At 53.8% G+C, this 26,432-nt stretch carries 25 protein-coding genes; 8 read left to right on the forward strand and 17 right to left on the reverse strand.

All coding sequences use genetic code 11. The annotated features are described in order from the left end of the window. Positions 1-36 precede the first annotated feature (36 nt). Genes yihX through fabY form a run of 4 tightly spaced genes read left to right on the forward strand, consistent with a single transcriptional unit; the run spans position 37 to position 2,947 of the window. Positions 37-633 carry a glucose-1-phosphatase gene (gene yihX / locus QMZ65_RS19525; RefSeq protein ID WP_038644008.1) on the forward strand — a complete coding sequence of 199 codons (597 nt, stop codon included), beginning with the start codon at positions 37-39 and terminating at the stop codon, positions 631-633. After that, positions 634-1,506: a virulence factor BrkB family protein gene (locus QMZ65_RS19530; protein ID WP_045815735.1), complete on the forward strand. Its 873-nt coding sequence runs from the start codon at positions 634-636 to the stop codon at positions 1,504-1,506. Further along, positions 1,503-1,940, forward strand: coding sequence for a D-aminoacyl-tRNA deacylase (gene dtd, locus QMZ65_RS19535; protein ID WP_034823876.1), 438 nt, complete (start codon positions 1,503-1,505; stop codon positions 1,938-1,940). The genes QMZ65_RS19530 and dtd overlap by 4 nt, the downstream gene beginning before the upstream one ends. Before the next feature lie 59 nt (positions 1,941-1,999). Further along, the gene (gene fabY / locus QMZ65_RS19540) at positions 2,000-2,947 is read left to right on the forward strand and encodes a fatty acid biosynthesis protein FabY (protein ID WP_034823865.1); all 948 of its coding nucleotides are present in this window, start codon (positions 2,000-2,002) and stop codon (positions 2,945-2,947) included. 130 nt (positions 2,948-3,077) lie between these two features. On the opposite strand, the gene QMZ65_RS19545 is transcribed toward fabY, so the two are convergent. The 3 genes from QMZ65_RS19545 to QMZ65_RS19555 form a co-directional block, all read right to left on the reverse strand. Then, positions 3,078-4,757, reverse strand: coding sequence for an AsmA family protein (locus QMZ65_RS19545; protein WP_283216530.1), 1,680 nt, complete (start codon positions 4,755-4,757; stop codon positions 3,078-3,080). Positions 4,758-4,879: 122 nt separating this feature from the next. Further along, positions 4,880-6,256, reverse strand: coding sequence for a nucleobase:cation symporter-2 family protein (locus QMZ65_RS19550; RefSeq protein ID WP_283216531.1), 1,377 nt, complete (start codon positions 6,254-6,256; stop codon positions 4,880-4,882). 92 nt (positions 6,257-6,348) lie between these two features. Then, positions 6,349-7,284 carry a quinone oxidoreductase family protein gene (locus QMZ65_RS19555; protein WP_097119642.1) on the reverse strand — a complete coding sequence of 312 codons (936 nt, stop codon included), beginning with the start codon at positions 7,282-7,284 and terminating at the stop codon, positions 6,349-6,351. A 61-nt stretch (positions 7,285-7,345) separates the two neighbouring features. Between QMZ65_RS19555 and QMZ65_RS19560 the strand changes: the two genes are divergently transcribed. Then, entirely contained in the window at positions 7,346-7,831 is a 486-nt protein-coding gene (locus QMZ65_RS19560; RefSeq protein WP_249221772.1) for a MarR family winged helix-turn-helix transcriptional regulator, read from the forward strand. Between the two features lie 52 nt (positions 7,832-7,883). Here QMZ65_RS19560 and recG read toward each other — a convergent pair whose 3' ends face one another. The 5 genes from recG to gmk are packed head-to-tail and all read right to left on the reverse strand — an operon-like array spanning position 7,884 to position 13,743. Next, entirely contained in the window at positions 7,884-9,962 is a 2,079-nt protein-coding gene (gene recG / locus QMZ65_RS19565) for an ATP-dependent DNA helicase RecG (protein WP_097119644.1), read from the reverse strand. Beyond that, entirely contained in the window at positions 9,959-10,654 is a 696-nt protein-coding gene (gene trmH / locus QMZ65_RS19570) for a tRNA (guanosine(18)-2'-O)-methyltransferase TrmH (RefSeq protein WP_034823857.1), read from the reverse strand. The genes recG and trmH overlap by 4 nt, the downstream gene beginning before the upstream one ends. A gap of 3 nt (positions 10,655-10,657) precedes the next feature. Beyond that, positions 10,658-12,766, reverse strand: coding sequence for a bifunctional GTP diphosphokinase/guanosine-3',5'-bis pyrophosphate 3'-pyrophosphohydrolase (spoT, locus tag QMZ65_RS19575; RefSeq protein ID WP_034823856.1), 2,109 nt, complete (start codon positions 12,764-12,766; stop codon positions 10,658-10,660). 20 nt (positions 12,767-12,786) lie between these two features. Next, a complete protein-coding gene (rpoZ, locus tag QMZ65_RS19580; RefSeq protein ID WP_034823855.1) occupies positions 12,787-13,062 on the reverse strand; it encodes a DNA-directed RNA polymerase subunit omega in 276 nt (91 codons plus the stop codon). A 57-nt stretch (positions 13,063-13,119) separates the two neighbouring features. Beyond that, entirely contained in the window at positions 13,120-13,743 is a 624-nt protein-coding gene (gene gmk, locus QMZ65_RS19585) for a guanylate kinase (protein WP_034823854.1), read from the reverse strand. 239 nt (positions 13,744-13,982) lie between these two features. Here gmk and ligB point away from each other — a divergent pair, with 239 nt between their 5' ends. Beyond that, complete coding sequence (gene ligB, locus QMZ65_RS19590) at positions 13,983-15,725, forward strand: NAD-dependent DNA ligase LigB (RefSeq protein ID WP_283216532.1); 1,743 nt, start codon at positions 13,983-13,985, stop codon at positions 15,723-15,725. On the opposite strand, the gene QMZ65_RS19595 is transcribed toward ligB, so the two are convergent. The 8 genes from QMZ65_RS19595 to QMZ65_RS19630 all read right to left on the reverse strand — a co-directional run bounded on the left by QMZ65_RS19595 (position 15,666) and on the right by QMZ65_RS19630 (position 23,662). Then, entirely contained in the window at positions 15,666-16,283 is a 618-nt protein-coding gene (locus QMZ65_RS19595) for a trimeric intracellular cation channel family protein (protein ID WP_058960141.1), read from the reverse strand. The two genes, ligB and QMZ65_RS19595, sit on opposite strands and share 60 nt — an antisense overlap. A 322-nt stretch (positions 16,284-16,605) precedes the next feature. Then, a complete protein-coding gene (locus QMZ65_RS19600) occupies positions 16,606-17,250 on the reverse strand; it encodes an oligosaccharide flippase family protein (protein WP_038649777.1) in 645 nt (214 codons plus the stop codon). 74 nt (positions 17,251-17,324) lie between these two features. Next, complete coding sequence (locus QMZ65_RS19605) at positions 17,325-17,591, reverse strand: hypothetical protein (protein ID WP_034823852.1); 267 nt, start codon at positions 17,589-17,591, stop codon at positions 17,325-17,327. A 436-nt stretch (positions 17,592-18,027) separates the two neighbouring features. After that, positions 18,028-18,423 carry a polyketide cyclase gene (locus tag QMZ65_RS19610; RefSeq protein ID WP_097119647.1) on the reverse strand — a complete coding sequence of 132 codons (396 nt, stop codon included), beginning with the start codon at positions 18,421-18,423 and terminating at the stop codon, positions 18,028-18,030. A gap of 218 nt (positions 18,424-18,641) precedes the next feature. After that, entirely contained in the window at positions 18,642-19,784 is a 1,143-nt protein-coding gene (locus QMZ65_RS19615; protein WP_502921538.1) for an alanine racemase, read from the reverse strand. A gap of 72 nt (positions 19,785-19,856) precedes the next feature. Next, positions 19,857-21,311, reverse strand: a complete 1,455-nt coding sequence (locus QMZ65_RS19620; protein WP_097119649.1) for an efflux transporter outer membrane subunit — start codon at positions 21,309-21,311, stop codon at positions 19,857-19,859. Between the two features lie 139 nt (positions 21,312-21,450). Beyond that, positions 21,451-22,374 (reverse strand): kdo(2)-lipid IV(A) palmitoleoyltransferase, encoded by a 924-nt coding sequence (gene lpxP / locus QMZ65_RS19625; protein WP_034823845.1) that lies wholly within the window; start codon positions 22,372-22,374, stop codon positions 21,451-21,453. A gap of 424 nt (positions 22,375-22,798) precedes the next feature. Beyond that, entirely contained in the window at positions 22,799-23,662 is an 864-nt protein-coding gene (locus QMZ65_RS19630) for a YicC/YloC family endoribonuclease (protein ID WP_097119686.1), read from the reverse strand. Between the two features lie 174 nt (positions 23,663-23,836). Between QMZ65_RS19630 and QMZ65_RS19635 the strand changes: the two genes are divergently transcribed. Beyond that, positions 23,837-24,280, forward strand: a complete 444-nt coding sequence (locus QMZ65_RS19635) for a DUF3574 domain-containing protein (RefSeq protein ID WP_283216550.1) — start codon at positions 23,837-23,839, stop codon at positions 24,278-24,280. Between the two features lie 67 nt (positions 24,281-24,347). Here the strand turns inward: QMZ65_RS19635 and QMZ65_RS19640 are convergent, their stop codons facing one another. Beyond that, positions 24,348-25,532 carry a NupC/NupG family nucleoside CNT transporter gene (locus QMZ65_RS19640; protein ID WP_097119688.1) on the reverse strand — a complete coding sequence of 395 codons (1,185 nt, stop codon included), beginning with the start codon at positions 25,530-25,532 and terminating at the stop codon, positions 24,348-24,350. A gap of 146 nt (positions 25,533-25,678) precedes the next feature. Between QMZ65_RS19640 and rph the strand changes: the two genes are divergently transcribed. Further along, positions 25,679-26,395: a ribonuclease PH gene (rph, locus tag QMZ65_RS19645; RefSeq protein ID WP_034823841.1), complete on the forward strand. Its 717-nt coding sequence runs from the start codon at positions 25,679-25,681 to the stop codon at positions 26,393-26,395. The last annotated feature ends 37 nt before the right edge of the window (positions 26,396-26,432 follow it).

Consider the following 26,432-nt stretch of genomic DNA (forward strand, 5'->3'; position numbering starts at 1 on the left):
AAAGTGAATGATCCAGGGAATAGAAGGAGAGGCGTCATGCTGTACATCTTTGATTTAGGCAATGTGATTGTTGATATCGATTTTAATCGCGTGCTCGGCGTCTGGAGTGACCTGGGACGTGTGCCGCTGGCGACCTTACAAAGTCGCTTCCAGATGGATGAGGCGTTCGAGAAACACGAACGTGGTGAGATCAGCGATCCCGAGTTTGCGGCGCGTATCTGTGATCAACTGGATATCGCCTTAAGCTATCCGCAATTCACCGCGGGCTGGCAGGCGGTGTTTGTCGGGGTGCGTCCGGAAACGCTGGCGATCATGAACACACTGCGCGCCAACGGTGAGCGCGTGGTAATCCTGTCCAACACCAATCAGTTGCACTTTGAGTTCTGGCCAACGCAGTATCCGGAAGTGCAACAGGCCGCCGATCACGTCTATATGTCGCAAGACATAGGCATGCGTAAGCCAGAAGCGCGTATCTATCAATATGTGCTTGAGCACGAAGGCTATACCGCCGATCAAGCGGTGTTCTTTGATGATAATCGCGCCAACATTGATGCCGCGCGCGCGCTAGGTATAGAGAGCGTGCTGGTGGAAGACGCGAAAACCGTGCCGGACTGGTTCGCGAGCCGTCGCTGAGTGGTAACACGTAACCATTTGCGTCACTCGGCACACGCGTTTTTCCTGTGGGTTAAACTGCTCTGGCGCCGAGTTGATGAAGACAACATGACGACGCAGGCCGGGAATCTGGCCTACGTCTCATTGCTGGCTTTGGTGCCGCTGATCGCCGTGGTGTTTGCGCTTTTTGCCGCTTTCCCGATGTTTTCGGAGATCAGCGTCCAGCTTAAGCATTTCATCTTCAGCAACTTTATGCCGGCAGCCGGTGATGTTATCCAGCGCTATCTCGACCAGTTTGTGGCCAACGTCAATAAAATGACAGCGGTAGGGATTGTCGGATTGATCGTGACCGCGCTGTTGCTGATGCACTCGGTGGACAGCGCACTCAACGCGATCTGGCGCAGTACTAAACCACGGCCAATGGTTTACTCCTTTGCCGTCTACTGGATGATCCTGACGCTCGGCCCGATACTGGCGGGTGCCAGTCTGGCCATCAGCTCTTACTTGTTATCGCTACGCTGGGTCAACGTCACCGGCGTCACCAGCCTTATCGATCAGGTGTTACGCATCTTCCCTCTGGTGCTCGCCATCCTCGCGTTCTGGTTGCTCTACAGCATCGTCCCAACGCGCCGTGTGCCAACGCGTGATGCACTGGTCGGCGCGATTGTCGCCGGGCTGTTGTTTGAGCTGGGCAAAAAAGGGTTTGCGCTCTATGTTACGATGTTCCCTTCGTATCAATTAATTTACGGCGTACTGGCAGTCATCCCGATTCTGTTTTTATGGGTTTACTGGACCTGGTGTATTGTGTTGTTAGGCGCGGAAATCACCGTCACCCTGGATGACTATCGCCAGCTAAAACAGCAGGAACGCGAAAAAGAACGAGAGGAAACATGATTGCTTTGATTCAGCGCGTCAGTCGCGCCAGCGTCGTGGTGGATGACGCGACGGTGGGCGAGATTGGCGCCGGTTTGCTGGTGTTATTAGGGGTGGAGAAGGGCGATGATGAGCAAAAGGCACAGCGCTTATCTGAACGCGTGCTGGGTTATCGCATCTTCGGTGATGAGAACGACAAAATGAACCTGAACGTACAGCAGGCCGGTGGCAGCGTGCTGGTGGTTTCGCAATTCACACTTGCCGCCGACACCAACAAAGGCATGCGTCCCTCATTCTCGGGTGGTGCCGAACCGGCGGAAGCCGAGCGTCTCTATCACTATTTCAGCGATTGTTGCCGGGCACAGGGTGTGACCACGGCGAACGGTCGTTTTGCTGCCAACATGCAGGTTTCGCTGGTGAATGATGGCCCAGTGACCTTCTGGTTGCAGGTGTGAGGTTTTCAGCCGAGCGGCCAGGGATCAGCCACGCAAGCTCCGAACGAGAGAATCACTTTATGTATCATCTTCGTGTGCCGCAAACGGCGGAAGAACTGGATACTTATTATCAGTTCCGCTGGGAAATGTTACGTAAGCCGCTGCGTCAGCCGCAGGGTTCTGAGCGTGATGCCTGGGATGCACTGGCGCATCATCAGATGGTGGTCGATGAGCAGGGCGATCCTGTTGCGGTTGGACGTCTCTATATCAATGCGGAAAACGAAGCGGCCATCCGCTTCCTGGCCGTACACCCTTCGGTGCAGGGCAAAGGATTAGGGACGCTGGTGGCGATGACGCTGGAATCCGTTGCGCGTCAGGAGGGGGCGAAGCGCGTGACCTGTAGCGCGCGTGAAGACGCCGTGGAGTTCTTCGCCAAGCTGGGCTATGTCAATCAGGGAGAAATCACCGCGCCACAAACCACGCCGGTGCGCCATTTCCTGATGATCAAACCGGTGGTAACACTGGATGACATTCTGCACCGCGCTGACTGGTGTGGTCAGTTGCAGCAGGCCTGGTACGAGCATATTCCGCTCAGTGAGAAAATGGGCGTGCGCATTCTGCAATATACCGGGCAGAAGTTCGTTACTACCATGCCAGAAACCGGCAACCAGAACCCGCACCACACATTATTTGCTGGCAGTTTGTTCTCACTGGCTACGCTCACAGGCTGGGGGCTGATTTGGCTATTACTGCGCGAGCGGCATCTCGGCGGCACTATCATCCTTGCCGATGCTCATATTCGTTACAGTAAGCCCATTAGTGGGCGTCCGGGTGCAATTGCCGACCTGGGATCACTGAGTGGCGACCTTGACCGTCTGGCGCGTGGTCGTAAAGCACGCGTGCAGATGGAAGTGGAACTGTTTGGTGACGATGAGCTGGGTGCGGTGTTTGAAGGGGTATATATCGTACTGCCAGCCGATGCAGAGGGTGCATTAGAAGAGGGTGGCTCGGGTGCACGCATTAATTAATGCGTGCAGATTACGTTTTAGCCATCTTCAACCTTAATCGGTAGCAGCGCGAAGAATGGCGCATCGGTGAGCGACAGGGTGTCGCTACTGATACGCGGCATTCCTCGCATCGCTACCGTTTGCTGACAATCTATTGAACCTGACCCGCATGCATCGTCTGCTGCACCGATTGTGTATCGGTGGTCACGGATACATTACCCTCAACACTTTGGCGCAATGGCGCGGCAGCACTCAATGAACCTTTCACCTGTAGCAAAAGATTACTGTTGCCGCTAAGAGGCAACGCAGGCCAGCCCCAGTTCTGCAACACATTGGCTGGCACCGCCTGACCTTTGAGATTCAGCGTCAATGGACGCTGTGCATCCTGGCCAACACTCGCCGTCCCTTCCAGCAAACCGTTACCGTTGAAGGCGCTCATTTCCGTCACCTGAATCTGCTGATCGTTAGCATTAAAGGCAATGGAGGGATGGCGCAGATCGGTGCGATTAAACGTTGCTTCCGCCGCGTTAAAGCTCGCTTTACCGCCCCAGATTCCCCACTGATGCTGGCGTGCCAGTAGCAGGTTATCGGCGTTACCATCCAGCGCGGTCATCTGGAATGGGAAAGCAGGGTTGATGTCGATCACCAGATTACGATTGGCCGTAGCGTGTGTCACCAGCACGCTATCCAGCCATGATGGCAACGCTTGCTGCCAGCGGTCGCGCCAGTTCTGCGGTAAGGTATATTCCAGCCCGGCAATGGCTAAATCATTCAGCGTCAGGCGTTTATCGCTGCGCGTCCAGTTGCCGCTGGCACGGATCACGCCATTGGCCCAACGTGAACTGAACTGGGCCAATTCAATGCCCTGCGCCGAGAAGTTGGCATTCACAATCGGATCGTTAAGCTCAAAGCCACCATTAATGAAGTTACCGGCATTCATCGACAGTGAGCCATCATCGCTTTGCCAGTCATCTCCACGCAGCGTGATGTTCTTCAGGGTTAAATCGAGGTCGGTGACAGCCCAATCGGGCCCTTGCAGTCGGGCATCGGTCATATCCAGGCGATTGATGCTCACTGACGGCACGTCGCGCAGAGGATTGAGGAAATCACTCAGATTTTGATGGGTCTGCAGGCGGATATCGTTAAGACGTAGCTGATCAATCTTCCAGTTACCCTGCGCGTCGCGCTCGGCGTTACCGGTCATCGAACCACGCGCGAGATCGGCCCCAATATTGCTGAATATCATGCGGTGCTGCTTCACACTTCCCTGCAGCAGCACATTGTTGCCTGGAACACCATTCAGCGTCAGCTTGCCTGCGCTCATCTGGAACTGTGCATCGCTGCCCAGCATATCCGTCGGGGTCGGTTTCCACGGGATAATTCCTCCATTAACCCGTTCAGCGATCATCGGCAGCATGCTGTGCGGGCTATCAATGCGCACGTTGTTCAGTTGCAGGCGATTGGTCTGGATAGGCAGCGTGGTATCGGGCGTCTGATTCGCGAGGTTAATCTCGCCATCACGCACGTCGATGCTATCAAAATGCAGCCAGTCACTGAATTGCACCAGCGCCAGTCCAAGATCGACGCGCTTGGCCACCAACACCGCTGGCTGACCATCGTGCCCAAAGCTGAAATCATCCAGCATGATGTGCGAGGGAGAAGAGAAGTTGTGCTCTATCTTGCTGAGGGAAAGATGCCAGGCGGTCTTATCACTTACCCAACGGCTAAACCAACCTGCGCCCCACTGTGTCTGTAGCAAGACATACAGGACAACCAGCCCCAGCAGAATCAGCAGCAGTAAGGTAAGGAAAAACTTGCCTAAAAATTTCATCGCATCCATCCATCCCGATATTTATCCGGTAAGAGGTTGTTATGCCTGAATTACCGTTACAGCTCAACAGCCTGGATGTAAAAGCGGATAAATAACAGGCAGGCCGTAGCCTGCCTTAAGGGTTACTTTTCCTGTGGAAAGACGAGGTTAAGCACGATTGCGGTGATACCACCGGCAGCAATGCCTGAGGAGAGCAGGGTTTTCAGCCAGTCCGGGGCGAATTGCAGAATCAGCGGTTGCTGTGAAACACCCAGGCCAACGGCCAGCGACAGTGCGATGATCATAATGGCGCGACGGTTCATCGGCTCGCGCGAAACGATGCGTACACCCGATGCCGCAATCGTGCCAAACATCACGATGGTGGCACCACCCAGCACTGGCTCAGGAATGTGCTGCACAAAACCACTCACCGCCGGGAACAGGCCAAGCACGATCAGCATCAGTGCCACGACAAAGCCCACATAACGGCTGGCAACGCCGGTCAATTGGATCACGCCATTGTTCTGCCCAAAGCAGGAGTTCGGAAACGTATTGAACAATGCGGATACAAATGAGTTGAGGCCATTAGCCAGCACGCCGCCTTTTAAGCGCTTCATATACAGTGGGCCGCTCACCGGTTGCTCTGACACATCCGAGGTGGCAGTGATATCGCCGATGGTTTCCAGCGAGGTCACCATAAACACCAGCATCAACGGGATCAGCAGGTTCCAGTCAAAACCGAGACCGTAATAGAGCGGTGTCGGTACCGCCACCAGCGGTTGATCGGTGGGCGCGCTGGTGGCAGGTAGCATATCCAGCGCCCATGCCAACGCATAACCGACCGCCATCGCGATCACCAGTGAAGCCACACGCAGGTAGGGATTTCGCTGACGGTTGAGCAGGATAATCACCACCAATACCGCGCCAGCCAGCAGCAGGTTCTTTGGTGCGCCGAAAGTGTGATCGCTCATCGCCGCGAAGCCACCGCCAATCGAGGTCAGGCCGACCTGAATCAGTGACAGGCCAATAATCATCACCACAATGCCGGAAACCAGCGGGGTAATAATACGACGCGCCAGATGCAGAACGCGTGACAGCACCATTTCGGTACAGGACGCCACCATCAACGTACCGAACAGCGCGGCCATCATGGTCGGGACATCGGCACCGCCATTTTTCAGCGCCATGCCACCCATAATCAGCGGTGTCACAAAGTTAAAGCTGGTGCCCTGAATGGAGAGCAAACCCGAACCCACCGGTCCCCAGGTTTTGATTTGCAGGATCGAAGCCACACCCGATGCAAATAGCGACATGCTGATAATGTGCTGCGTATCCTGAGCCGGTAAGCCCAGCGCCTGGCAGATCAACAGTGCAGGGGTAATCACAGCAACGAACATCGCCAGCAGATGCTGACAGGCAGCAAACAGCGTTTGTGGCAACGGTGGACGATCTTCGAGGCGGTAAATCAGTTCACTCTTTGGACGGGCTGACTGATGAGATTCAGCGGTATTGACGGACATGGTGCGCGTTCTCAATGACAACAAAGGGGCGATTTTAAACGGTTGCGGTGTGAAAGCAATCGTTTGCAATGCCCCTTTTCACTTGCATTGATTTAAAGCGTAAACACGGTACGGCTGCGGCTATCATCTTCCTGCCATGCCTGAGTCACTTCACGCAACGGGCGCATCTGGAAAGCGACCGAAAAATCACTCTCCGCCGCGGCATTCAACATTTCGCTGATGCAGGCGATCAGATCCGCATCGGATACGCTACCCAGACCGCTGCCCATTAATGTCAGACCCGATGAGCGCAACAGCTTGCTGTGCAGGGTAATCTCCTGGCCACTCAGCGAGCCGATTTGCACGAAGCGCACCGATTTCTCTCCACCCGCGACAGCCGCCTGCATGATATCAAGTGCACTCTGGCCCCACAGGTAATCCAGCACGATATCGATACCTTCTTTCATCAGTGCGGGCAGTGCGCCGGGCAACTCATCCAGCGTCAGGGTGATGTCCGCGCCCTGGGCACGCAGTTGATCCAGTACTTCACGATTGCGACCAGTGGCGATGATTTTGCCCGCGCCGAGATGGCGGGCAATGCGTACCGCTAGTCCACCTGAGGTGCCGGTGGCGCCATTGATCAGCACCGTTTCACCTGGCTGCAACTGCGCCCGGCGCGTCAATGCTGCCCAGGAGGACATGCCCGGATTGGCGATGGCGGCTGCCAGCACCGGATCGAGTGAGGCGGGCAGAGGCACAATGGCAGTGGCTGGAACCAGGGTTCTTTCCGCCATGCTGCCCCAGGGCGCATCAAAGGCGAGAAAATAGACCGGATCGCCGTTGCTGAGTGTACCGGTGCCGTCAATGCCGGTGATAAAAGGGTAATGCGTGGTGGCGCTGTAGTGTTTGCCAGAAGCGCGTGCTTTCGCCAGTTGACTGACGGCAGCTGCTTTAACGCTGACAATAACATGTTGTTCATCGGCTTGCGGTTCAGGGAAATCAGCGTAAACCGGCTGTTCGCCCGCTGCAGAAACGATAGCTGCTTTCATGCTTTCTCCTTCAGATAATCGGAATATATGTGTAATATGCACACATTAGTTCTGCCTCGGGATGACGTCAATGAAAAGTGTGCAAAATACACATAATAGTGCAGAGTTCGACGATCTGCATAATGCGCTGCTGATGATTGTGGGTACTTTTAATCGCCCGCAACGTGATGAATTACTAATAAAAGAGTCCAATATTCAACTCGATCGTGCGCTATTTCCGCTGCTGATTCAGATTGGCCGCTTTGGACCGATTGGCGTGGTGGAACTGGCAGAGCGCGCCGGACGCGATTACACCACCGTGAGCCGTCAGGTGGCGAAACTGGAAGAGCTGGGGTTAGCGCAACGACAGAAAAATGCCAAAGACAAACGCGTAAACGAAGCGGTCATTACCGCCACTGGCAAAGCGATGACGGATAAAATCGATGCCGCACGGGCGCAGATTTATCAGCATCTGTTTGAGAACTGGCAGGATAGCGAGCGCACCGAGCTGGCGCGTCTGTTGCAGAAATTTGTCGGGGATTTTATGGCGATCGATCGTAGTGAGTAAGGGCGGGCATCGTGTCGTGTTGGCTCTTTAACACGCTGTCTTTTGCCCACTTTTAAGCATTGCTGTAGCGCTCGGTCTCTGGCAGCCAGCGTTCAATCAACGCCTGCGCCTGTTCTGGATAGTGCTGGTGGATATGGCGTGCCACGCGTTGCACTTCCGGGATCATGCCCTGATCGCGCAGTAAGTCTGCAACCTTAAACTCCGCATTACCGGTCTGGCGCGTACCAAGTAATTCACCAGGACCGCGAATTTCCAGGTCGTGCTGAGCGATGACGAAGCCATCGTTGCTGTCGCGCAGTACCTGCAAACGCTTCTGCGCGGTTTTGCTGAGCGGCGCTTTATACAACAGCACGCAATGCGAGGCGACTGCGCCACGGCCCACGCGACCGCGCAGCTGATGCAGCTGAGCCAGGCCCAAACGTTCCGGGTTTTCGATGATCATCAGGCTGGCGTTGGGCACGTCTACCCCGACTTCAATCACCGTCGTCGCGACCAGTAACTGAATCTCGTTGGCTTTGAAGGCCGCCATGACCGCCTGTTTTTCTGCCGGTTTCATGCGGCCGTGCACCAGCCCAACCTGCAAGCCAGGCAGCGCGAGTTTCAACTCTTCCCAGGTGGCTTCCGCCGCTTGTGCTTCCAGTACATCTGACTCTTCAATCAGCGTACAGACCCAGTAAGCCTGGCGACCTTCATGGCAGGCGTTTTTCACCCGCTCAATAATATCGCCGCGGCGACTGTCAGGAATGGCCACTGTGGTGACCGGTGTGCGGCCAGGCGGTAATTCGTCGATGGTGGAGGTGTCGAGATCGGCATAGGCGGTCATCGCCAGGGTACGCGGAATCGGCGTGGCGGTCATAATCAGCTGATGCGGATGGAACCCCTGCTCTTCACCTTTTTCCCATAGCGCAAGACGTTGATGCACGCCGAAGCGATGTTGCTCATCAATGATCACCAGCGCCATGCCGTTGAATTTGACCTGCTCCTGGAACAGCGCATGCGTGCCGACCACCATCGCTACCTGCCCGCTGGCAATCGCTTCCTGCTGGGCTTCACGTGCTTTGCCTTTTTGCTTGCCAGCCAGCCAACCCACTTCAATGCCCAGCGGCGCAAACCACTGGCGGAAATTGTTGGCATGCTGCTCGGCCAGCAGCTCGGTCGGCGCCATCAGCGCCACCTGTTTGCCATGCGCAATGACATTCAGCGCCGCCAGCGCCGCGACCAGCGTTTTGCCCGATCCCACATCGCCCTGCACCAGACGCATCATTGGGAAGTCGTTGGCTAAATCGCGCTCGATCTCCTCAACCACGCGTTTTTGCGCGCCGGTGGGTGAGAAGGGCAGCGCGGCCAGCAATTGATTCACCAGATTATGCTTAGCAGGCATCGGCAACGCATGATGACGTTGAGCGCCGGCACGAACCGCCAGCATGCTGAGGTTGTGCGCCAGCAGCTCTTCAAGGATTAAGCGCTTTTGTGCGGGATGGCGACCGGTTTCCAGCTCGCTCAGACGTAAATCGGGCGGCGGACGATGCAGCGTGCGCAGGGCATCCGGCAAACTCATCAAGCCACCGCTAAGTTCTGACGGAAGCAACTCGGCAATCGGGCAGCTTTCCAGCAACGTCAGCGCTTGATCGGTGAGATTGCGCAGCGTGGCCTGACGAATGCCTTCAGTGGTGGGATAGACCGGTGTCAGGGTTTCCTGTAGCTCGACGCCGCCCTGTTCGCCCTGCACGCGATACTCGGGATGAATAATTTCAGCACCGCGCTGACCACGTTTGATTTCGCCATAAGCGGTGACGCGGCGGCCTGGCGCCAGACTGTTTTTCATCCCGGCATTGAAATTGAAGAAGCGCATGGTCAGCACGCCGCTGCCATCACTGATCTGGCACACCAGCATGCGGCGGCGGCCAAAGGTGATCTCACTGTGTAGCACTTCACCTTCCACCGTGGACCAGACGCCCGGCAGCAGGTCATTAATCTTGTAGAGTTGGGTGCGATCTTCGTAGCGCAGCGGCAGATGCAGCAGCAAATCCTGAATAGTGAACAGGCTGAGTTTAGCCAGTTTTCCCGCCTGACTGGCGCCGACGCCGGTCAGGGTACTGAGCGGTATGGCGTCCAGCAGACGGCCTTTCATTTTTTACCTGTGGATTGCATGGTGGCCCACCAGTCGGCATCGGCTTCCACCTCGCCCTGGGCGTTGATATGCGGATAAGGCAGACCTTTTTGCTTCGCCACGCGTGCAAGCACCGGATAACCACCTTCAAACAGCAAACGCTGCTGTTCATCGGCATCAAGCAGGCTGTGCTGACGTTTATACATGCCGGCGTTCTGCCGTTGACGCTGCGCTTCATACAGAATCAGCGCGGAGGCGACGGACACGTTGAGCGACTGCACCATGCCCACCATCGGCACAATGATGTCTTGATCGGCGAGCGCCAGCGCTTCAGCGGTGATGCCTGTTTTTTCCTGCCCCATCAGAATGCAGGTCGGTTTGGTGTAATCGATCTCGCGAAAATCCACTGCATTGGCCGACAGATTGGTCGCCAGCACCTGCATCCCCTGATCTTTCAAGTGACGCACGGCTTCTGCGATATGACGATGCGTCTGCACTTTCACCCAACTGTTGCTGCCCGCTGAAGCAGATACCATGGTGCGCATGCGCACGCTAGGCCAGACGGCGTGCACTTCATGGATGCCGACCGCGTCAGCAGTACGAATCACCGCCGAGACATTATGCGGCTTATGGACCTGCTCCATGCAGACGGTGAGGTCGTGCTGGCGCATGGCCAGCATTTCCTGGATACGAGCAAAACGTTGAGCGTTCATGCACTAATTACGGTTACGGTGAACTTTAATCACATCCGGCATTACGCGGATTTTACGCATAATATTGGCCAGATGGACGCGGTCGTTCGCGGTGAGACGGATAAAGGCGCTGTAAACACGGCCGTCGCGCTCTTCCGTGTTAAGACTTTGGATGTTGGATCCCGCTGTGTTGATAGCTGCCGTCAGGTTCGCCAGTGCGCCCTGATGGTTGAACATATCAACCTTAATTTCCGCGACAAACTCCTGGTCGATAACCTTGTCCCACTCAACCGGCATAAACTTCTCGGGCTCTTTCTGATAGCCACGGATGTTACGACAGGATTCGTGATGCACCACCAGACCTTTACCTGGGCTGACGTGCGCGACAATCGGATCGCCAGGAATCGGACGACAGCACTTGGCAAAGGTAATCAATACGCCATCAGCACCTTTGATCGGCAGCTTTTTGCGTTTGCTGTTGCTTTGCGGCTGCTCAGCACCCGACTGCAGCAGGTTTTTCGCCACGACCACGCTCATGGCGTTGCCGAGGCCGATCTCCGCCAGCAAATCGTCAATGCTGGTCAGCTTCATGCGCTCCAGCTCGTGCTGAATATTTTCCGGCGGGATCTCTGCCAGCTTCTTGCTGCCGCCGAGCGCATGGCTCAACAGACGACGGCCAAGGTTGACGGAGTCTTCGCGTTTGAGGTTTTTTAGTAGCTGACGAATTTTGGCGCGTGCTTTCGAGCTCACCACAAAGTTGAGCCATGCCGCGTTAGGACGGGCACCTGGCGCAGTGATGATTTCGATGGTTTGGCCGCTGGTTAGCGATTGCGACAGCGGATAAGGCTGGCGATCGACGCGGGCGCCCACACAGGCATGGCCAATATCGGTGTGCACGGCGTAAGCGAAGTCTACCGGTGTGGCGCCAGCAGGCAGTTCGACGATACGGCCTTCCGGCGTGAAGACGTAGATCTCATCCGGGAAGAGATCGGATTTCACGCTCTCGATAAATTCAAACGAGCTACCGGCGCTTTGTTGCAGCTCCAGCAGGCTTTGCAGCCAGCGCTGGGCGCGAATCTGTGCGGTCGTGCCGCTTTCACCGGCCTCTTTATAAGCCCAGTGAGCCGCTACCCCCATCTCCGCCATCTGATCCATATCTTCGGTACGGATTTGCACTTCAACGGGCACGCCGTGCGGGCCAATCATTGATGTATGCAGTGATTGATAGCCGTTGGCCTTGGGAATAGCGATGTAATCTTTGACGCGTCCAGGACGCGGTTTGTAGAGACTGTGCATCTGACCGAGCACGCGATAACAGGTATCCAGGTCTTTCACGATAACGCGAAAGGCATAAATATCCATGATCGAGTGGAATCGCTGCTCTTTCAGGTGCATTTTGCGGTAGATCGAATAAAGATGCTTCTCGCGGCCACTGACACGGCAGGGAATGCCTGCTTCCTGTAAGCGCCCGTCGATTTCAGAAAGGATCTTCTGAATCATCTCTTTACGATTACCGCGTGCCGCTTTCACCACCTCTTTGATCACGCGGAAACGATTTGGATAGAGGGCTTCAAAGCCGAGTTCTTCCAACTCTGTTTTCAGGTGATGAATACCAAGTCGGTGCGCCAGAGGACTGTAAATCTCCAGCGTTTCCAGTGCGATACGACGTTTCTTATCCGGTCGCAACGCACCGAGCGTGCGCATGTTGTGCGTGCGGTCAGCCAGCTTGATCAGAATGACGCGGATATCCTGCACCATTGCCATGATCATTTTGCGGAAGTTTTCAGCCTGCGCTTCTTTCTTGTCGCGGAACTTCAGCTTGTCGAGTTTCGACACGCCTTCCACCAGTTCGGCCACGCTTTTGCCAAACAGCTGTTCCATATCCTGGTAAGTGGCGGGTGTATCTTCGATCACGTCATGCAGCAGCGCTGCCATCAGCGTTTCATGGTCGAGTTTCATCTCGGCCAGAATGCAGGCAACGGCAACAGGATGGGTGATGTAAGGTTCACCGCTGGAGCGTGTCTGACCCTCGTGGGCATCACGCGCGACGAGATAAGCTTGCTTGAGGCGCTTGATTTGCTCCTCAGGCAAGTATTTTTCAATCAGTTGATTGAGGCTTTCAAACAGATACAAGGTTAACCTGCGAAGTGCTGTTAACGACGACCTTCAGCGATAGCGGTAACGGCTTGTAACTCAGCGGCTTCCTGCTCTTGCTGCTCCTGACGATCACGCACATCCAGAATCTGGGTAGTGATCAGGCCTTCTTCGATTTCGCGCAGGGCGATAACGGTGGCTTTATCGTTCTCTTCCGGAACCAGCGGATCTTTACCGCCTACCTGCATCTGACGTGCACGACGTGCAGCGACCAACACCAGGTCAAAACGGTTACCAATTTTCTCTACTGCGTCCTGAACGGTTACGCGTGCCATAGGTGTGCTACTCCACAGATGATGAAGAAATGACTGGGCATAATACTGAAAGTGACTTCAGACTGCCAATAGTTTGCTGATTAAAGCATCATGTCGCGATTTTTGGCGACTCATACGCAGACGTTCTGCGCGAATAATGTGTTTCAGGTCGGTCAGTGCCAGGTCGAAATCATCATTCACGATCAGATAATCGTATTCTGCGTAGTGACTCATTTCCGCCACGGCCTGAGCCATACGGCGGGCGATAACCTCTTCGCTATCCTGACCACGGCCACGCAGGCGACGATCTAACTCTTCAGTCGACGGCGGCAGCACAAAAATGCTGCGTGCGGCAGGCATTTTCTGACGAATTTGCTGAGCACCTTGCCAGTCGATATCCAGAAATACATCGACACCGGTCGCCAGCACGCGCTCAATCGCGGCGCGCGAGGTACCGTAATAATTGCCAAACACTTCCGCATGTTCGAGGAAGTCTTCAGCGGCAATCATGGTCTCAAATTCAGGCTTGGAGACAAAGAAATAGTGTTCACCATGAACTTCACCGGGACGCACGCCGCGAGTGGTATGGGAAACAGACACCTGCGTATCGTACAGCGGCTGTGTCTTCAATAAAGCCTGAATCAGACTGGATTTACCCGCGCCACTGGGAGCGGAAACAATATAAAGCGTGCCTTGAGCCATGGTTATCTTGAATTGAGTAAAGAGCGGAGTCGATTTCCTGCACAGTATACACGGCTTAACGGTGCCACGCAGCGTTTGCCGTTGGGCTAAGGTAATTCTTTTTCTGTGAACCCGTGCCAGATAACGCGGTAAGCCGCTGCAAACGGCTTAAAAAACCGGGAATACGTTTGCTCTCTACCACCTTCAGCACTGGTCATTGCCCTCATCGCACTCTCCAATAGACAAAAAGGAGAGCAACGATGAAAGGATGGTGGTGGTTGTGTTGCTGGTTTTTCACCGCGGCTTGCGGGGCTGAAGCGCTGTGCCCTAACTGGTCACCGGTGCGCGCCGAACACGAGATGGTTCATTTACATAGCCAGCTACGGCACTGGGATGATGCCTACTATCGCGAGGGCACGAGCCTGGTTAGCGATGGGGACTATGACAGCCTGCAGCAACGCTTACTGCATTGGCAGCGCTGCTTCACGCCGGATCAACGGGCTTATCAAGCGCAGCCCACAACGGACGGTAGTACCCGACACCCGGTGGCACACACAGGGGTACGGAAACTGCGTGACAAGTTGGCGGTGGCTTACTGGATGCAGGATAAATCGCCACTGTGGATACAGCCGAAAGTCGATGGCGTGGCGGTAACGCTGGTGTATCGACGCGGGCAATTGGTTTCCCTGGTGAGTCGCGGCGATGGCTTGCGTGGCGAAGAGTGGATAACCAAAGCCCGCCATATTCCGGCGATTCCTACTCACATTGAAACCGATCGTGAAGAGGTGGTGCTGCAAGGCGAGCTGTTTCTGCTTATGACCGATCATCAGCAAGCACGTGACGGAGGGCGAAATGCCAGAGCGCAGGTGGCGGGTGCGATGATGCGTCATGAAGCTTCTCCGCTGCTGGCAGATTTCGGCATTTTTATCTGGGCATGGCCCGATGGTCCAATCCAGATGCCCGCTCGACTGGCGCAGTTATCACGCTGGGGATTCGCTCTGGCGCAGGACTGGAGCCACCCAATCGAGAACGAAGAGGAGGCGGAGGTGTGGCGCGATCGCTGGTTCCGTGCATCTTTGCCGTTCGTCACCGATGGCGTCGTGATCCATCAATCACCCGTCGGTGCCGGGCGGGACTGGCAGCCTGGTCAGGGGCATTGGTCGGCCGCGTGGAAATATCAGCCGGTTGAAGTCAGCAGTGAAGTGCTGTCCGTGGATTTCAACGTTGGGCGCACGGGGAAAATTGCCGTGGTGCTGAACCTCACTCCCGTTCAGCTGGATGATAAAACCGTGCGCAGAGTGAATCTTGGATCGCTGCGGCGATGGCGGGAGCTGGATGTCATCGCAGGTGATCAAGTGATAGTCACGTTAGCCGGTCAGGGTATTCCTCGCTTAGAGCGAGTCATTTGGCGGGTGAGAGGGCGAGATTATCCTTCAACCCCGCAGCAGGGCGAATTTAATCCGCTGTCTTGTTTGCACTTCAACCAGGATTGTCGGCTGCAGTTCTTATCACGCCTCACCTGGCTCAGTCAGAAATCGGTGCTGAACATCCCTGGCGTGCAACGTAGTAGCTGGCAGCGGTTACTGAACAGTGGCGCCATCACCCATCTTTTCTCCTGGCTGACGTTAACGCCAGAAGAGATCGCGCAGGACAGCGGGATGTCCTCTGCGCGGGCACAAGAGATTTGGCAACGTTTCCAACAGACACGTCAGCAACCCTTTCGGCGCTGGGTGAGCGCATTAGGTCTACCGCTTCCCCGAACCGCGTTGCAGGCCTTAGCGGATAACGACTGGACAGCGTTGCTGGCTCGCTCGGCAGATGAGTGGCAGCAGCTACCCGGCATCGGGCGCACACTGGCAGAGCGGATTGTTAGCATGCTGCAGGATGAGGAATTACAGCAACTGATCCGCTTTTTACAGCAGCAGGAAATTCCTGCTGCACCTTTAATGTTCGGGGTGGGGATAGTTGAAGATCGGCAGACCAAGGCGGAAGCGCAGCGCTAATAAACGGCCAATGAAGCCGGCCAGCAGCGTAATGATCACCACGGCTTCATGGGGAAGCGGCGTTTTGAGCAGCAGAATGTAGATCCAACCTGCGGCAAATGCGATACCGGCATAGAGCTCTTTTTGGAACACCAGCGGGATGCGATTGCAGAACATATCACGCAGCACGCCACCAAAAACCCCCGTGATCACGGCGGCAATAGCGGCAATGATCGAGGCATGACCAGAATCCAGCGCGACCTGCGCGCCAATAATGGAGAACACCACCAGGCCAAGCGCATCCAGTACCAGAAACACTTTACGCAGATGATTCATTAAAGGGGCAACAAAAGTGGTCACCACCGCCGCGGCGGCCACGATCATGATGTACTCCGGGTTTTTAACCCAACTCAACGGATAATGCCCGAGCAGGATGTCACGCACCGAGCCGCCTCCGATTGCAGTGACGGACGCAATGATGATGACGCCAAACAGATCCATTTTGCGGCGACCAGCGGCCAGCGCACCGGTCATGGCTTCGGCGGTGATGCCAATAATGTAGAGAACGGTTAATAACATAGAGCACTCCATAAGATCGGCGGCCAGCCTAAAGATTTCCTCAGCTATCGACCACTGAGTATTTCTAAAGCAGACGTCATCGGATTAGCTGTTTTGATGCCGCTCATGCTAACAGGCTTAACCCGCTTGATAAATCAGGAGTGCGTTACGCTTTCGCATTAAAAAATGTGATGTGATCTGTGTGATCGTGCAGGTCTGAGGGGTAAGAAGACGGGGGAAGAAGAGATGTTAACCGTATCAAAAAAGAAAAAAGCGTGCTGGCGACCAGCACGCGAACGCATCTTCTCAGATGCCCAGAGCCCACCATACAGACTTGTTTTTATTATCCGTTTCTTGCTCGCACGTTAGCGAAACTTTTCAGGCTAAAACGGTATTCTGGCTGGAACCAGGAACGACCGTAGTAGCAGTAGACCAGCATTCTGATGGATACCATGGCCAGGTAGCCCCATATAGCGCACAACACTGAAGGGGTCAGCCATACGGTAAACAGTGTGACACCCAGACCAACCAGCACCGATGAGGTTTCTGTGAAGGCGATACGCGAGAATTGTTTCTCACGCTGTAATATGGCGCGATAATGTTGCCCTTGTGGAATAATGATGAAAATCACCGAAATCATTTCCAGCATAATCGCCATTTCCGGTTGGTTCATGATTCGGCTATATAAATCACTACCAATAAACAGCACGGCGAATATCATCATGCCACTTAATACATTTCCCCAGTAGAGAATGGATAGTTCGCTGTTATTAAGATTTATATTTCTGATAACTGAATTGCCAAATCCACGGTCGGCAAGCGTATCAATAATCAATAACATCACAATGGCAATGGCGAGTAAATCTAACTCGTTTGCCTGAAGTATTTGTGCCAGAAGTGAAAGTTGTAAAACACCAATGCCGACGATTTTTATGGATGACAAAATTGACCATTTGGCGCTGGCCAAACTTTTTTCTCTTATCGCCATGTTCTGCTCGTTATGGTACATGTACCAATGCAATTAAGGGTTCACCCGGGCGCCTGCCCAGAGTACAGATCACATCAATGCAGCGTGTCCTGACGCAGCCCTGAAATGCCTTTCAGAGTTTGCCACGTAAAGATGCATTCAATTAAATGATGTTCTGAATTTAAAGAGATGCCCCTGGCGCGTAAATATTTCATTGTCTCAGCGGTATCTCCTCCTGTTCGGAGGAAATCCGCAAGATCATTATAAAATCCCTTTGAATTATTATATTCCCCGGCCAGTATCCTACTGGCAATCTCAACAAATTCTTTTTCAGACAACAAAGGATAGGTTGAGCGATCCATGTTATTTCCCTGCTGTTGTTATTATCGGGTATTGCTGTGTGTGAATGAGTTATACCGTGTTTTAATTAAATTAACACCATAAGAAAACTCCTATAAATGAACTTCAGAAATAAATGGTTTCAGACTTTGCATCAGAATAGATAAGGGGACGGATGAGCGATTAATAAGTCCTGTTAGATATTTTGATCGGCGATTAAACAAGCCATTTGAATAAGTAAGAAAAAACACCGATAAATCAGAGGGGCTAAGACTTAGGAGGCGTGCTCTCACCAGGAGTTTTCCTGGTGAGAAGACTTTAGCCAGACTGGTGATTAGCACGAAAAGCAACAGATATTATCGTTAAACAGTTAAACGCTATTGCGTAGAAAAAGATGACTTTTTTATTGATTGCTTCCAGCGAAAGTTAAAGCAGTACGATTTTTATAATGCATTGATTCTAATGAGTTAACAGGTGGAGAAGTTGATCCAGGTCGCGTTTTACCCAGTCAACGTCCTGAGCAAATTTTTCATCAGACATAAGGGGTTGGCGATAAACCACCATCACCACTTCGGCTCCCTTTTCGTTAGCAATCACGCGCATCGGCATATAAATCTCCTTACCGCTGCCGGTATCGATCCAATGATCCATGACGCCAAAGGGGTTGTGTGGCGTGAAGCGGATTTTCACTGAACCTTCAGGTCCTTTGGCTTTCCAGTAGTTACCCTCTTGCGTGAGCGTACTGGCACTAAGCCCACTGGCCCATTTGGCAAAGCATTCAGGTTTCCAGATGGTTTCATATAAATCTAACCAGTTGCGGGGAATGGTCAGCGTGACTGTCTGAGATGGCAGCATGGAACCTCCGTTAGGCGAATGAAAGGCAGGGAATCCGTAAGGGTGGCTTCTGGAGATGAATGATGGCCGCCACAGTAAAATGGCGGTCTTAAGGCCGTACCCTACAGAATGATGAGACTGCCTACAGCAAAGAGTACCTTAACTGAAGGGGATTCCGCTGCAAATGGCAGGATAGTGGAAGTGTGCTGCAACAGAGGTTTCCAGTAAAAATCCTGCTATCAGATAAACTTGCCGCGTCCCTGAATATCCTTCATCTCTGCTGTACCGTCCTGATGGCGTAAAACGAAGCGGTCAGATTGAGCCACTACCGCGCAGCTGTGATTGGGGAAGATGCGTAGCAGAGCCCCAAGCGCCGGAGCATGATCTCCGTATTGCAGAAAGCCATGCTCTTCCGAAAGTTTCAGAACTTCGTATTGGTAGCCCTGCTCATCAACGGCGATACCGAAACCGCTGGCGTTAGTGCCGTGCGGACCCTTATCAGAGCTGAGCATCTTGGAGCCGGCATCAATAATCGCGAAATGCGGATTCACCGCCACTACACGCGTTACCACGCTGAGTGCCAGTGCATCGGGCGTGCACAGCCCCAGGCGCCAGGCGGTAAGATCCAGCAGCGCATAATTTCCAGGACGAATTTCGTCGCTGCCTTCAGCCACCGGCGCGGCCAGGGCTGAAGGCGTGGAGCCAACAGAAATGCGGCAACGCGCAAAGCCTGCAGCGATCAATTGCTGCTGAACCTGGTTCATTAACATGATTTCTTGCTGTGCAACTTCAGCGATAGCCTCGGCATGACCCGCGCCGTAAGCATGGCCGGCGTGCGAAACCAGTCCGGCAAAAGGCAATCCCGCTGCTTTAATCTGCTGCGCCAATGCCACGGCCTCACCGCTGTGCGGATCCACTCCCACGCGATGCAACCCCACATCGACTTTAATGGCGATAGACAATTCACACGTGGGCTGCTGGCGATGCGCTTGAGCGATTGCCGTGACGCCGAGAGTACAGTCGGCAATACAGGTGACACGCGCCTGATATTGCACGGCGACAGCCAGTAATTCAGTGAGTGTATCGGCGTGAACAACGGGATAAGCCAGCAGCAAATCGCGCTCCCCACCGAGGATAAAGGCAACACCCTCACTAGGTTTTGACACGGTAATACCACGCGCACCTAACTGGCGTTGCTGATCGGCAATCCAGACACTTTTATGCGTTTTGATATGTGGACGCAGCGTGACACCTGCGGCATCGGCTTTTTGCTGCATGTGTTGCAGATTGTGTTGCAGGCGCGTCGCATCAATTTCGAGGTAAGGTGTCAGTCGGTCAGCGATAAGCGGGCGTAACCAGCCGGCATTGGCATTCTGTTCCATCATGATAGTCCGCAGAGTATTCCAGGTGCGGACTATCATTCATCAATGTGCAGCAGAATGCCAGCCGTCAGCTTATCCCTTCACTGAAGTGTCAGTGTTCTGGAATCCGCCACCCAGGTCTTCAATTAATACCACTGCCAGATTGATCTGCTGCGCCTGCAACGCCACCAGTTTCTGATCGGACTCGATGAGTTGGTTCTGGATGGTTAGCACATCAAGGTACGGACGCAATCCTGCGGTGTATTCACGGTTTAAATCATCCCATGCGCTATGAATGAGTTGATTCGCGCTCTGCTGCTGCGCCAGCTGATCCTGAATCGACTGCAGTTGCGTAATGGTATCGCTGATATTCCCCAGGGAACCAATCAGCAGCTTGTTGTACTGCGCGACAGCCAGATCATAGTTAGCGTCACTTTCCGCTAAATCGGCGCGGCGCTTGCCGGCATCGAAGATCGGCAGAGACAGACTTGGACCCACGTTAAAGAATCGGCTGGGTGCACCGAAAAATGCATCGCCGAGCAGTGAACGGGTACCGGCTTCCGCCACCAGGTTGATGTTGGGATAGAACTCGGTTTTCGTTGCGGCAATTTGTTTTGATGCTGCTTCTACGCGCCAGCGCGCTGCCACCACATCCGGGCGACGACCCAGTAGCTCCGCCGGAATATTACCCGGCAGCGTGGCGGCAATGGGGACATCCATTTTCGCCGCTTTCAGTTGGTGCCAGTAATCCGGCCCTTTACCAATTAGCGTGGAAAGTTGAATGCCAGCATCGGTGACATTCTGTTTGGCTTCGGTCAGGGTGGCTTCAGCGGTTTTTTGCTGCGATAACGCCTGCTTGTATTGATAGTCGGACGTCAAACCGGCGCTGACATACTGCTGCTGAATTTTGGCGATGCCACTGGAACGGTCGGCATTCTGTTTTGCCAGTTCAGCGTTCGACCAGGCCAGGTTGAGGTTATTCCAGGCGCGCGTCACGTTGACGGCGAGCGTCAACTGGCTGGCCTGGCGATCCAACTCACTGGCGCGCGCCTGACCTAGCGCGGCTTCTGCTGCATCTTTCTTGCCGCCCCACAGGTCAAAGGTGTAGCTCATGCCGATATTGGCCGTGCGCAGCGTGCTGTAGCTTTTACCTTGCAGAAGCGGGTCGTCGACTTTTGCCACACGGGAACGCGTGATCCCGGCATTAAGATCCACATCGGGATAGCGCTCAGCCTCGGCGGCAATGACCTGCGCATTGGCTTTGTCTGCCTGCGCGTTCACCACCTGCAAATCCGGGCTTGAAGTCATAGCATCGGCAATGAGCCGATTCAGTTGTGGATCGTTAAATCCCTGCCACCATTCGGTTTTTGGCCAGTTTGCTGCGCTGAAATGCGCGCCGCTAAGGGATGCTTTGGCTTGCAGTGAGTTGGCATCAAGCAGAGAGTTATGAGGATGTAAGCCGTGCGGATTGGCACAACCGGTCAGCAGAGCGCTGGCCACGGCAAGCGCCAGCAGCGCGCGTGGTTTGGTGGTAAGTAGCAGGTTCATGTTTTTGGTCAGAATAGAAGAGAGCAGACCATTACATGAGTCTGTGCAATTTTTGACAAACCTGTTTTTCGTTAAGAATGGTTGGTAAATGTGAGCAGTGCAGAAGGGGCAGCAGGCGAAGGCCTGCTGCATCAACAGATTAGACGTAAAGTGACGCTTCACCCGGTGGGCGAGTTTTAAAGCGGCGGTGCAGCCATAAGTACTGCTCAGGTGCGCGCAGGATCTCTTTCTCGATCACTTTATTCATGTAAGCCGCGGCAGCTGCTTCATCTTCATACGGATAGTTTTGCAACTCCGGTTGAATGATGAGCTGATAACCGCTCTTATCGCTGTTGCGGATCAGCACTATCGTTAGCATGGCCGGTTTAGCCAGACGCGATAATACGAAGGTGCCATTGGTGGTAGCCGCTTTTTCGACAGCAAACAGCGGAGCGAACACGCTGCCTTTCGGGCCGTAATCCTGATCTGGCGCGAACCAGACGGCTTCGCCCTGTTTCAATGCCTGCACCATACCGCGCAGATCGCGACGATCAATCATCGCCTTATTCGATCGCATACGACCTTTTGTCTGCGCCCACTCCATTGCCTGATTATTGTGAGGGCGATACATCGCCATCATTGGCTGGCACAGTCCGGTAATGCGGCCACCCAGCTCAAGCGACATGAAATGCACACCAATCGCCATCACGCCGCGATGGTTTTGCTGCGCATTTTGCAGGTTGTGCAGGCCTTCAACCTGGAAATAACGGCGGACGCGCGCATCCGACCAGAACCAGGCAATACCGGTTTCTGCCAGCGCCATACCAAGGGATTCAAAGTTACCGGCGATCAATACCTCTTTATCTTCCTCATTGATATGCGGGAAGCAGAGTTCAATATTGCGGCGGGTAATGCGCTCACGACGCTTCAGAAAGTGACGCGACAGCTTGCCGGCAGAGGCGCCAAGCCGAATTAAAATAGGATAGGGAAGCTGCACCAGCAGCCACAGCACACCCAGCCCAAACCAGGTAAACCAGTAGCGGGGATGCAAAAGTTTAGAATTGAACTGCCCGTTTTTCTTCATAACGCCTTCAGGGAAAGAGTGGGTGTATCGCACAAAGAAGGGTGTCCATGAATTCCTGGCGGTACGGCTGTGTTAATTACGACCAGTAGATTAGCAAATAGTGCCCTCAAAGAAACGTAATCTCTGCAATCTTTAGGATGGAGAGGTTTCATTGAGGAAGCGTATTTTCAACGGAAGATTCATGGAATGAAAATAAATAATTGATGAAAAACAACAACATAATTTCTTACTGTGAAAGTCCCTAAGGTTGATTCACAGTCATGTTTGGTCAGCCATTGACATGCATCATCATCAAAGCTTTCACAATCTTTACATTGCAAAGTCTGCAAATTGGTCTAAAGGATAAACGAAACGCACTGGGCATGCTGAGCGGGCAAAAAAGCCCGGATCACCGGGCTTTTTTTAACACCAGCCGAATGAGGTGTTATTCGATGTTCTGAATCTGCTCGCGCATCTGCTCAATCAACACCTTCAGCTCAATAGCTGACGCCGTGATATCGGCATTGATCGACTTAGAGGCCAGTGTGTTCGACTCACGATTGAACTCTTGCATCATAAAGTCGAGACGGCGACCAACCGCTTCTTTTTTCTTCAGAATGTTATAGGTTTCTTTGACGTGCGCATCCAGACGATCCAGCTCTTCCGCCACATCAATGCGCTGCGCCATCATGACGAGTTCTTGCTCAAGGCGCGTATTTTCCAGCTGTACTTCCGCTTCTTCCAGTTTGCTGACCAGACGTTCACGCTGCCACTTCACCACTTCCGGCATCTGCGCACGCACCTTGCTGACTTCCAGCGACACGCCTTCTAAACGCTGCTCAATCAGGGTTTTGAGCGCAGTGCCTTCGCTTTCACGAGCAATGATGAAGTCATCCAGTGTGCCGTCGAGTGCGGTCAGCAGTTCGGTATTGATAGCATCCAGATCCTGTTCCTGAGCTGACATCACGCCAGGCCAGCGCAGAATATCCAGCGGATTGATCGCGCCTTCGTCGGTCTGCATCTTCACCCAGTTGGCGGATCGCACCAGCTGTTTCGCCAACGCCTCATTTAGTTGCAGCTCACCTTGTGCACTGGGGTCGGCATCAAAGCGCAGGTTGCACTCGATTTTACCGCGCGTCAGGCGATTACGGATACGCTCGCGAATCACCGGCTCCAGGCTACGAAATTGTTCCGGCAGACGGATGTAGGTTTCCAGATAGCGTTGGTTTACCGAACGGATTTCCCAGGCTGCGCTGCCCCAGTGGCCTTTTGCTTCACGGCGGGCGTAAGCGGTCATGCTGCGGATCATAAGCTTGTACTCATTTTCAGGAATGTTCATCGCATTATAGTGATGGCAGCCAAACCATGATAGGCATAAGCGCAATGAGCTAACGCCGCGCGCAACTTTCAGTGAAAAGGATGACGTATCCATCATTCACACCCTATGATGTCCAGTGTGATACTTAAACAGTCTGAGGCTATGATGCTGAATAAATCGGCGATGCCGTTGGCTATCGTCTTCTTTCTGGCCGGATGCCAGACACCCGCTGCACCTCGTGAACAAATTCTACCCAATACCGCCCCTGTTGCCGTGTGCGGCTCAGGAGACATCATGATGCAAACCACCCTGTGGTTTGGGATGAACAAGCCGAAAGGCGGCGTCATCAGCAGCAGCGAATGGCAGCAATTTGTTGATAATGACGTCACGCCACGATTCAAAGATGGGCTTTCAGTGTATGACGGTAAAGGTCAGTGGCTGGGAGAGGGTGGAAAGCTGGCGCGTGAAAACAGCAAAGCGTTAATGCTGATACATCAGCCGGGCCGTGCAAGTTCTGACAGCATCAATGCGCTGCGCGACATTTATAAAACGCGCTTCGATCAGGAGTCGGTGATGCGTGTCGATTCGCTGGTGTGTGTCGCGTTCTAAAGCAGAACAGGGCCGCTTTGATGGGCGCGCCCCTGTAAAGAGCGGCTAGCAGGCCGCTCCGCTGTGATTAAATGAACAATCCTGCAAACGCGGCTGACAGCAGGCTCACTAGTGTGGAACCATAAACCAGCTTCCAGCCAAAGCGCGATACCACATTGCCCTGGCGCTCATTCAGTCCTTTAATCGCTCCCGCCACGATGCCAATTGAGGCAAAGTTAGCAAAAGACACTAAAAACACGGACAGAATGCCGAGACCGCGCGGTGACATTCCCGCAGCGACTTTCTTCAGCTCAATCATGGCCACGAATTCATTGGCTACCAGTTTGGTCGCCATGATGCTTGCCGCTTGCAGGGCATCGGCAGAAGGAATGCCAATCAACCACGCAAACGGATAGAAGACATAGCCAAGCAGTTGCTGGAAGCTGTAGCCAAATACCGCGGCAAACAGAGCGTTAATGGCGGCGATCAGGGCGATAAATCCAATCAGCATCGCCAGAATAATCATCGCCACTTTAAAACCTGCCAGGATGTATTCGCCCAGCATCTCAAAGAAGCTCTGGTCTTCGTGCAGCTTATCCAGTGCAATGCGTTCTTCATTTTCCGGGCGTGTCGGGTTGATGATCGACAGGATAATGAAGGTACTGAACATATTCAGCAGCAGTGCGGCAACCACATATTTTGCATCAATCATCGACATGTAAGCACCGACAATCGATAGCGACACCGTCGACATCGCAGTTGCGGCCATGGTGTACATGCGCGGTGCGGAGATATCGCCGAGGATACCTTTATAGGCGATGAAGTTCTCCGATTGACCCAGAATCAGCGTACTCACGGCATTGAATGATTCAAGTTTGCCCATCCCGTTCACCTTCGACAGCAGGGTACCGACCAGACGAATCAACAACGGCAGAATACGCCAGTGCTGCAAGATGCCGATCAGGGCGGAAATGAACACAATTGGACAGAGCACGCCGAGGAAAATAAACGCCAGTCCCTGTTTCGCCATATTGCCGAACACAAAATCGGTACCTTGCGCAGCAAAGGTCAATAAGGTTTCGAAGAAGCCGCCGACAGCGGTCACCACAGACTGGCCGCCCGCAGAATGCAGGAAGAACCAACCCAGTGCCGCTTCAACCACCAGCAATTGAATAATAAAACGTGGGCGAATCAGTTTGCGGTCATGACTGACCAATAGCGCAAGGGCGAAGATCACCACCAGCGCCAGCAGGAAATGGAGTATTGCTGTCATCATTTGTCTTTTTATGAGAGGAAAGGGCGCATTTAGCCACAGCTGAGGCGAAATTTCATCCGGGAAAAGTGCCGCATGTAGGCAGGACAGCCGCGCACGAAGTCCGTATAATGCGCAGCCAAACCTAAGTAAGCCGGAGAGAAACCATGCGTCCAGCAGGCCGTAACGCATCTGAAGTGCGTCCCGTCACCCTCACTCGTCACTACACCAAACATGCAGAAGGATCCGTGCTGGTTGAGTTCGGTGAAACCAAAGTGCTGTGCACCGCCACCGTTGAAGAGGGTGTGCCACGTTTCCTCAAAGGTAAAGGTCAGGGCTGGGTCACTGCGGAATACGGCATGTTGCCGCGTTCCACCCACAGCCGTATGGCGCGCGAAGCGGCCAAAGGTAAGCAAGGTGGCCGTACGCTGGAAATTCAACGTCTGATTGCTCGCTCGCTGCGTGCCGCAGTGGATTTGGATGCGTTGGGCGAGTTCACCATCACACTGGACTGCGACGTGATTCAGGCCGACGGTGGCACGCGTACTGCGTCGATTACCGGTGCATGCGTCGCGTTAGCCGATGCGTTGAATGCGCTGGTTGCGGCGGGCAAGTTAAAAGCCAGCCCGTTAAAAGGCATGGTGGCGGCGATTTCGGTCGGTATCGTTGGCGGTGAAGCGCTGTGCGATCTGGAGTACGTGGAAGATTCTGCGGCTGAAACCGATATGAACGTCGTCATGACTGAAGATGGCCGCATGATTGAAGTGCAGGGCACCGCCGAAGGCGAGCCGTTCAGCCATGAGGAATTACTGCAGCTGCTGGCGCTGGCGCGAGGCGGCATTGAGCAGTTGATTCAGGCGCAAAAAGCAGCGCTAACAAATTGATATAACAGGCGACCATAGAGTCGCCTTTTCTTTATTT

The sequence above is a fragment of the Pantoea sp. EABMAA-21 genome, assembly GCF_030053335.1.
Classification (GTDB): Bacteria; Pseudomonadota; Gammaproteobacteria; order Enterobacterales; family Enterobacteriaceae; genus Pantoea; species Pantoea communis.

What these genes read in the sequence shown, in the direction of transcription:
- yihX (WP_038644008.1), top strand. Translation starts at nt 37, where the DNA reads ATGCTGTACATCTTTGATTTAGGCAATGTGATTGTTGATATCGATTTT.
- dtd (WP_034823876.1), top strand. Translation starts at nt 1,503, where the DNA reads ATGATTGCTTTGATTCAGCGCGTCAGTCGCGCCAGCGTCGTGGTGGAT.
- fabY (WP_034823865.1), top strand. Translation starts at nt 2,000, where the DNA reads ATGTATCATCTTCGTGTGCCGCAAACGGCGGAAGAACTGGATACTTAT.
- QMZ65_RS19545 (WP_283216530.1), bottom strand. Translation starts at nt 4,757, where the DNA reads ATGAAATTTTTAGGCAAGTTTTTCCTTACCTTACTGCTGCTGATTCTG.
- QMZ65_RS19550 (WP_283216531.1), bottom strand. Translation starts at nt 6,256, where the DNA reads ATGTCCGTCAATACCGCTGAATCTCATCAGTCAGCCCGTCCAAAGAGT.
- QMZ65_RS19555 (WP_097119642.1), bottom strand. Translation starts at nt 7,284, where the DNA reads ATGAAAGCAGCTATCGTTTCTGCAGCGGGCGAACAGCCGGTTTACGCT.
- QMZ65_RS19560 (WP_249221772.1), top strand. Translation starts at nt 7,346, where the DNA reads ATGACGTCAATGAAAAGTGTGCAAAATACACATAATAGTGCAGAGTTC.
- recG (WP_097119644.1), bottom strand. Translation starts at nt 9,962, where the DNA reads ATGAAAGGCCGTCTGCTGGACGCCATACCGCTCAGTACCCTGACCGGC.
- trmH (WP_034823857.1), bottom strand. Translation starts at nt 10,654, where the DNA reads ATGAACGCTCAACGTTTTGCTCGTATCCAGGAAATGCTGGCCATGCGC.
- rpoZ (WP_034823855.1), bottom strand. Translation starts at nt 13,062, where the DNA reads ATGGCACGCGTAACCGTTCAGGACGCAGTAGAGAAAATTGGTAACCGT.
- gmk (WP_034823854.1), bottom strand. Translation starts at nt 13,743, where the DNA reads ATGGCTCAAGGCACGCTTTATATTGTTTCCGCTCCCAGTGGCGCGGGT.
- ligB (WP_283216532.1), top strand. Translation starts at nt 13,983, where the DNA reads ATGAAAGGATGGTGGTGGTTGTGTTGCTGGTTTTTCACCGCGGCTTGC.
- QMZ65_RS19595 (WP_058960141.1), bottom strand. Translation starts at nt 16,283, where the DNA reads ATGTTATTAACCGTTCTCTACATTATTGGCATCACCGCCGAAGCCATG.
- QMZ65_RS19600 (WP_038649777.1), bottom strand. Translation starts at nt 17,250, where the DNA reads ATGGCGATAAGAGAAAAAAGTTTGGCCAGCGCCAAATGGTCAATTTTG.
- QMZ65_RS19605 (WP_034823852.1), bottom strand. Translation starts at nt 17,591, where the DNA reads ATGGATCGCTCAACCTATCCTTTGTTGTCTGAAAAAGAATTTGTTGAG.
- QMZ65_RS19610 (WP_097119647.1), bottom strand. Translation starts at nt 18,423, where the DNA reads ATGCTGCCATCTCAGACAGTCACGCTGACCATTCCCCGCAACTGGTTA.
- QMZ65_RS19615 (WP_502921538.1), bottom strand. Translation starts at nt 19,784, where the DNA reads ATGGAACAGAATGCCAATGCCGGCTGGTTACGCCCGCTTATCGCTGAC.
- QMZ65_RS19620 (WP_097119649.1), bottom strand. Translation starts at nt 21,311, where the DNA reads ATGAACCTGCTACTTACCACCAAACCACGCGCGCTGCTGGCGCTTGCC.
- lpxP (WP_034823845.1), bottom strand. Translation starts at nt 22,374, where the DNA reads ATGAAGAAAAACGGGCAGTTCAATTCTAAACTTTTGCATCCCCGCTAC.
- QMZ65_RS19630 (WP_097119686.1), bottom strand. Translation starts at nt 23,662, where the DNA reads ATGATCCGCAGCATGACCGCTTACGCCCGCCGTGAAGCAAAAGGCCAC.
- QMZ65_RS19635 (WP_283216550.1), top strand. Translation starts at nt 23,837, where the DNA reads ATGCTGAATAAATCGGCGATGCCGTTGGCTATCGTCTTCTTTCTGGCC.
- QMZ65_RS19640 (WP_097119688.1), bottom strand. Translation starts at nt 25,532, where the DNA reads ATGACAGCAATACTCCATTTCCTGCTGGCGCTGGTGGTGATCTTCGCC.
- rph (WP_034823841.1), top strand. Translation starts at nt 25,679, where the DNA reads ATGCGTCCAGCAGGCCGTAACGCATCTGAAGTGCGTCCCGTCACCCTC.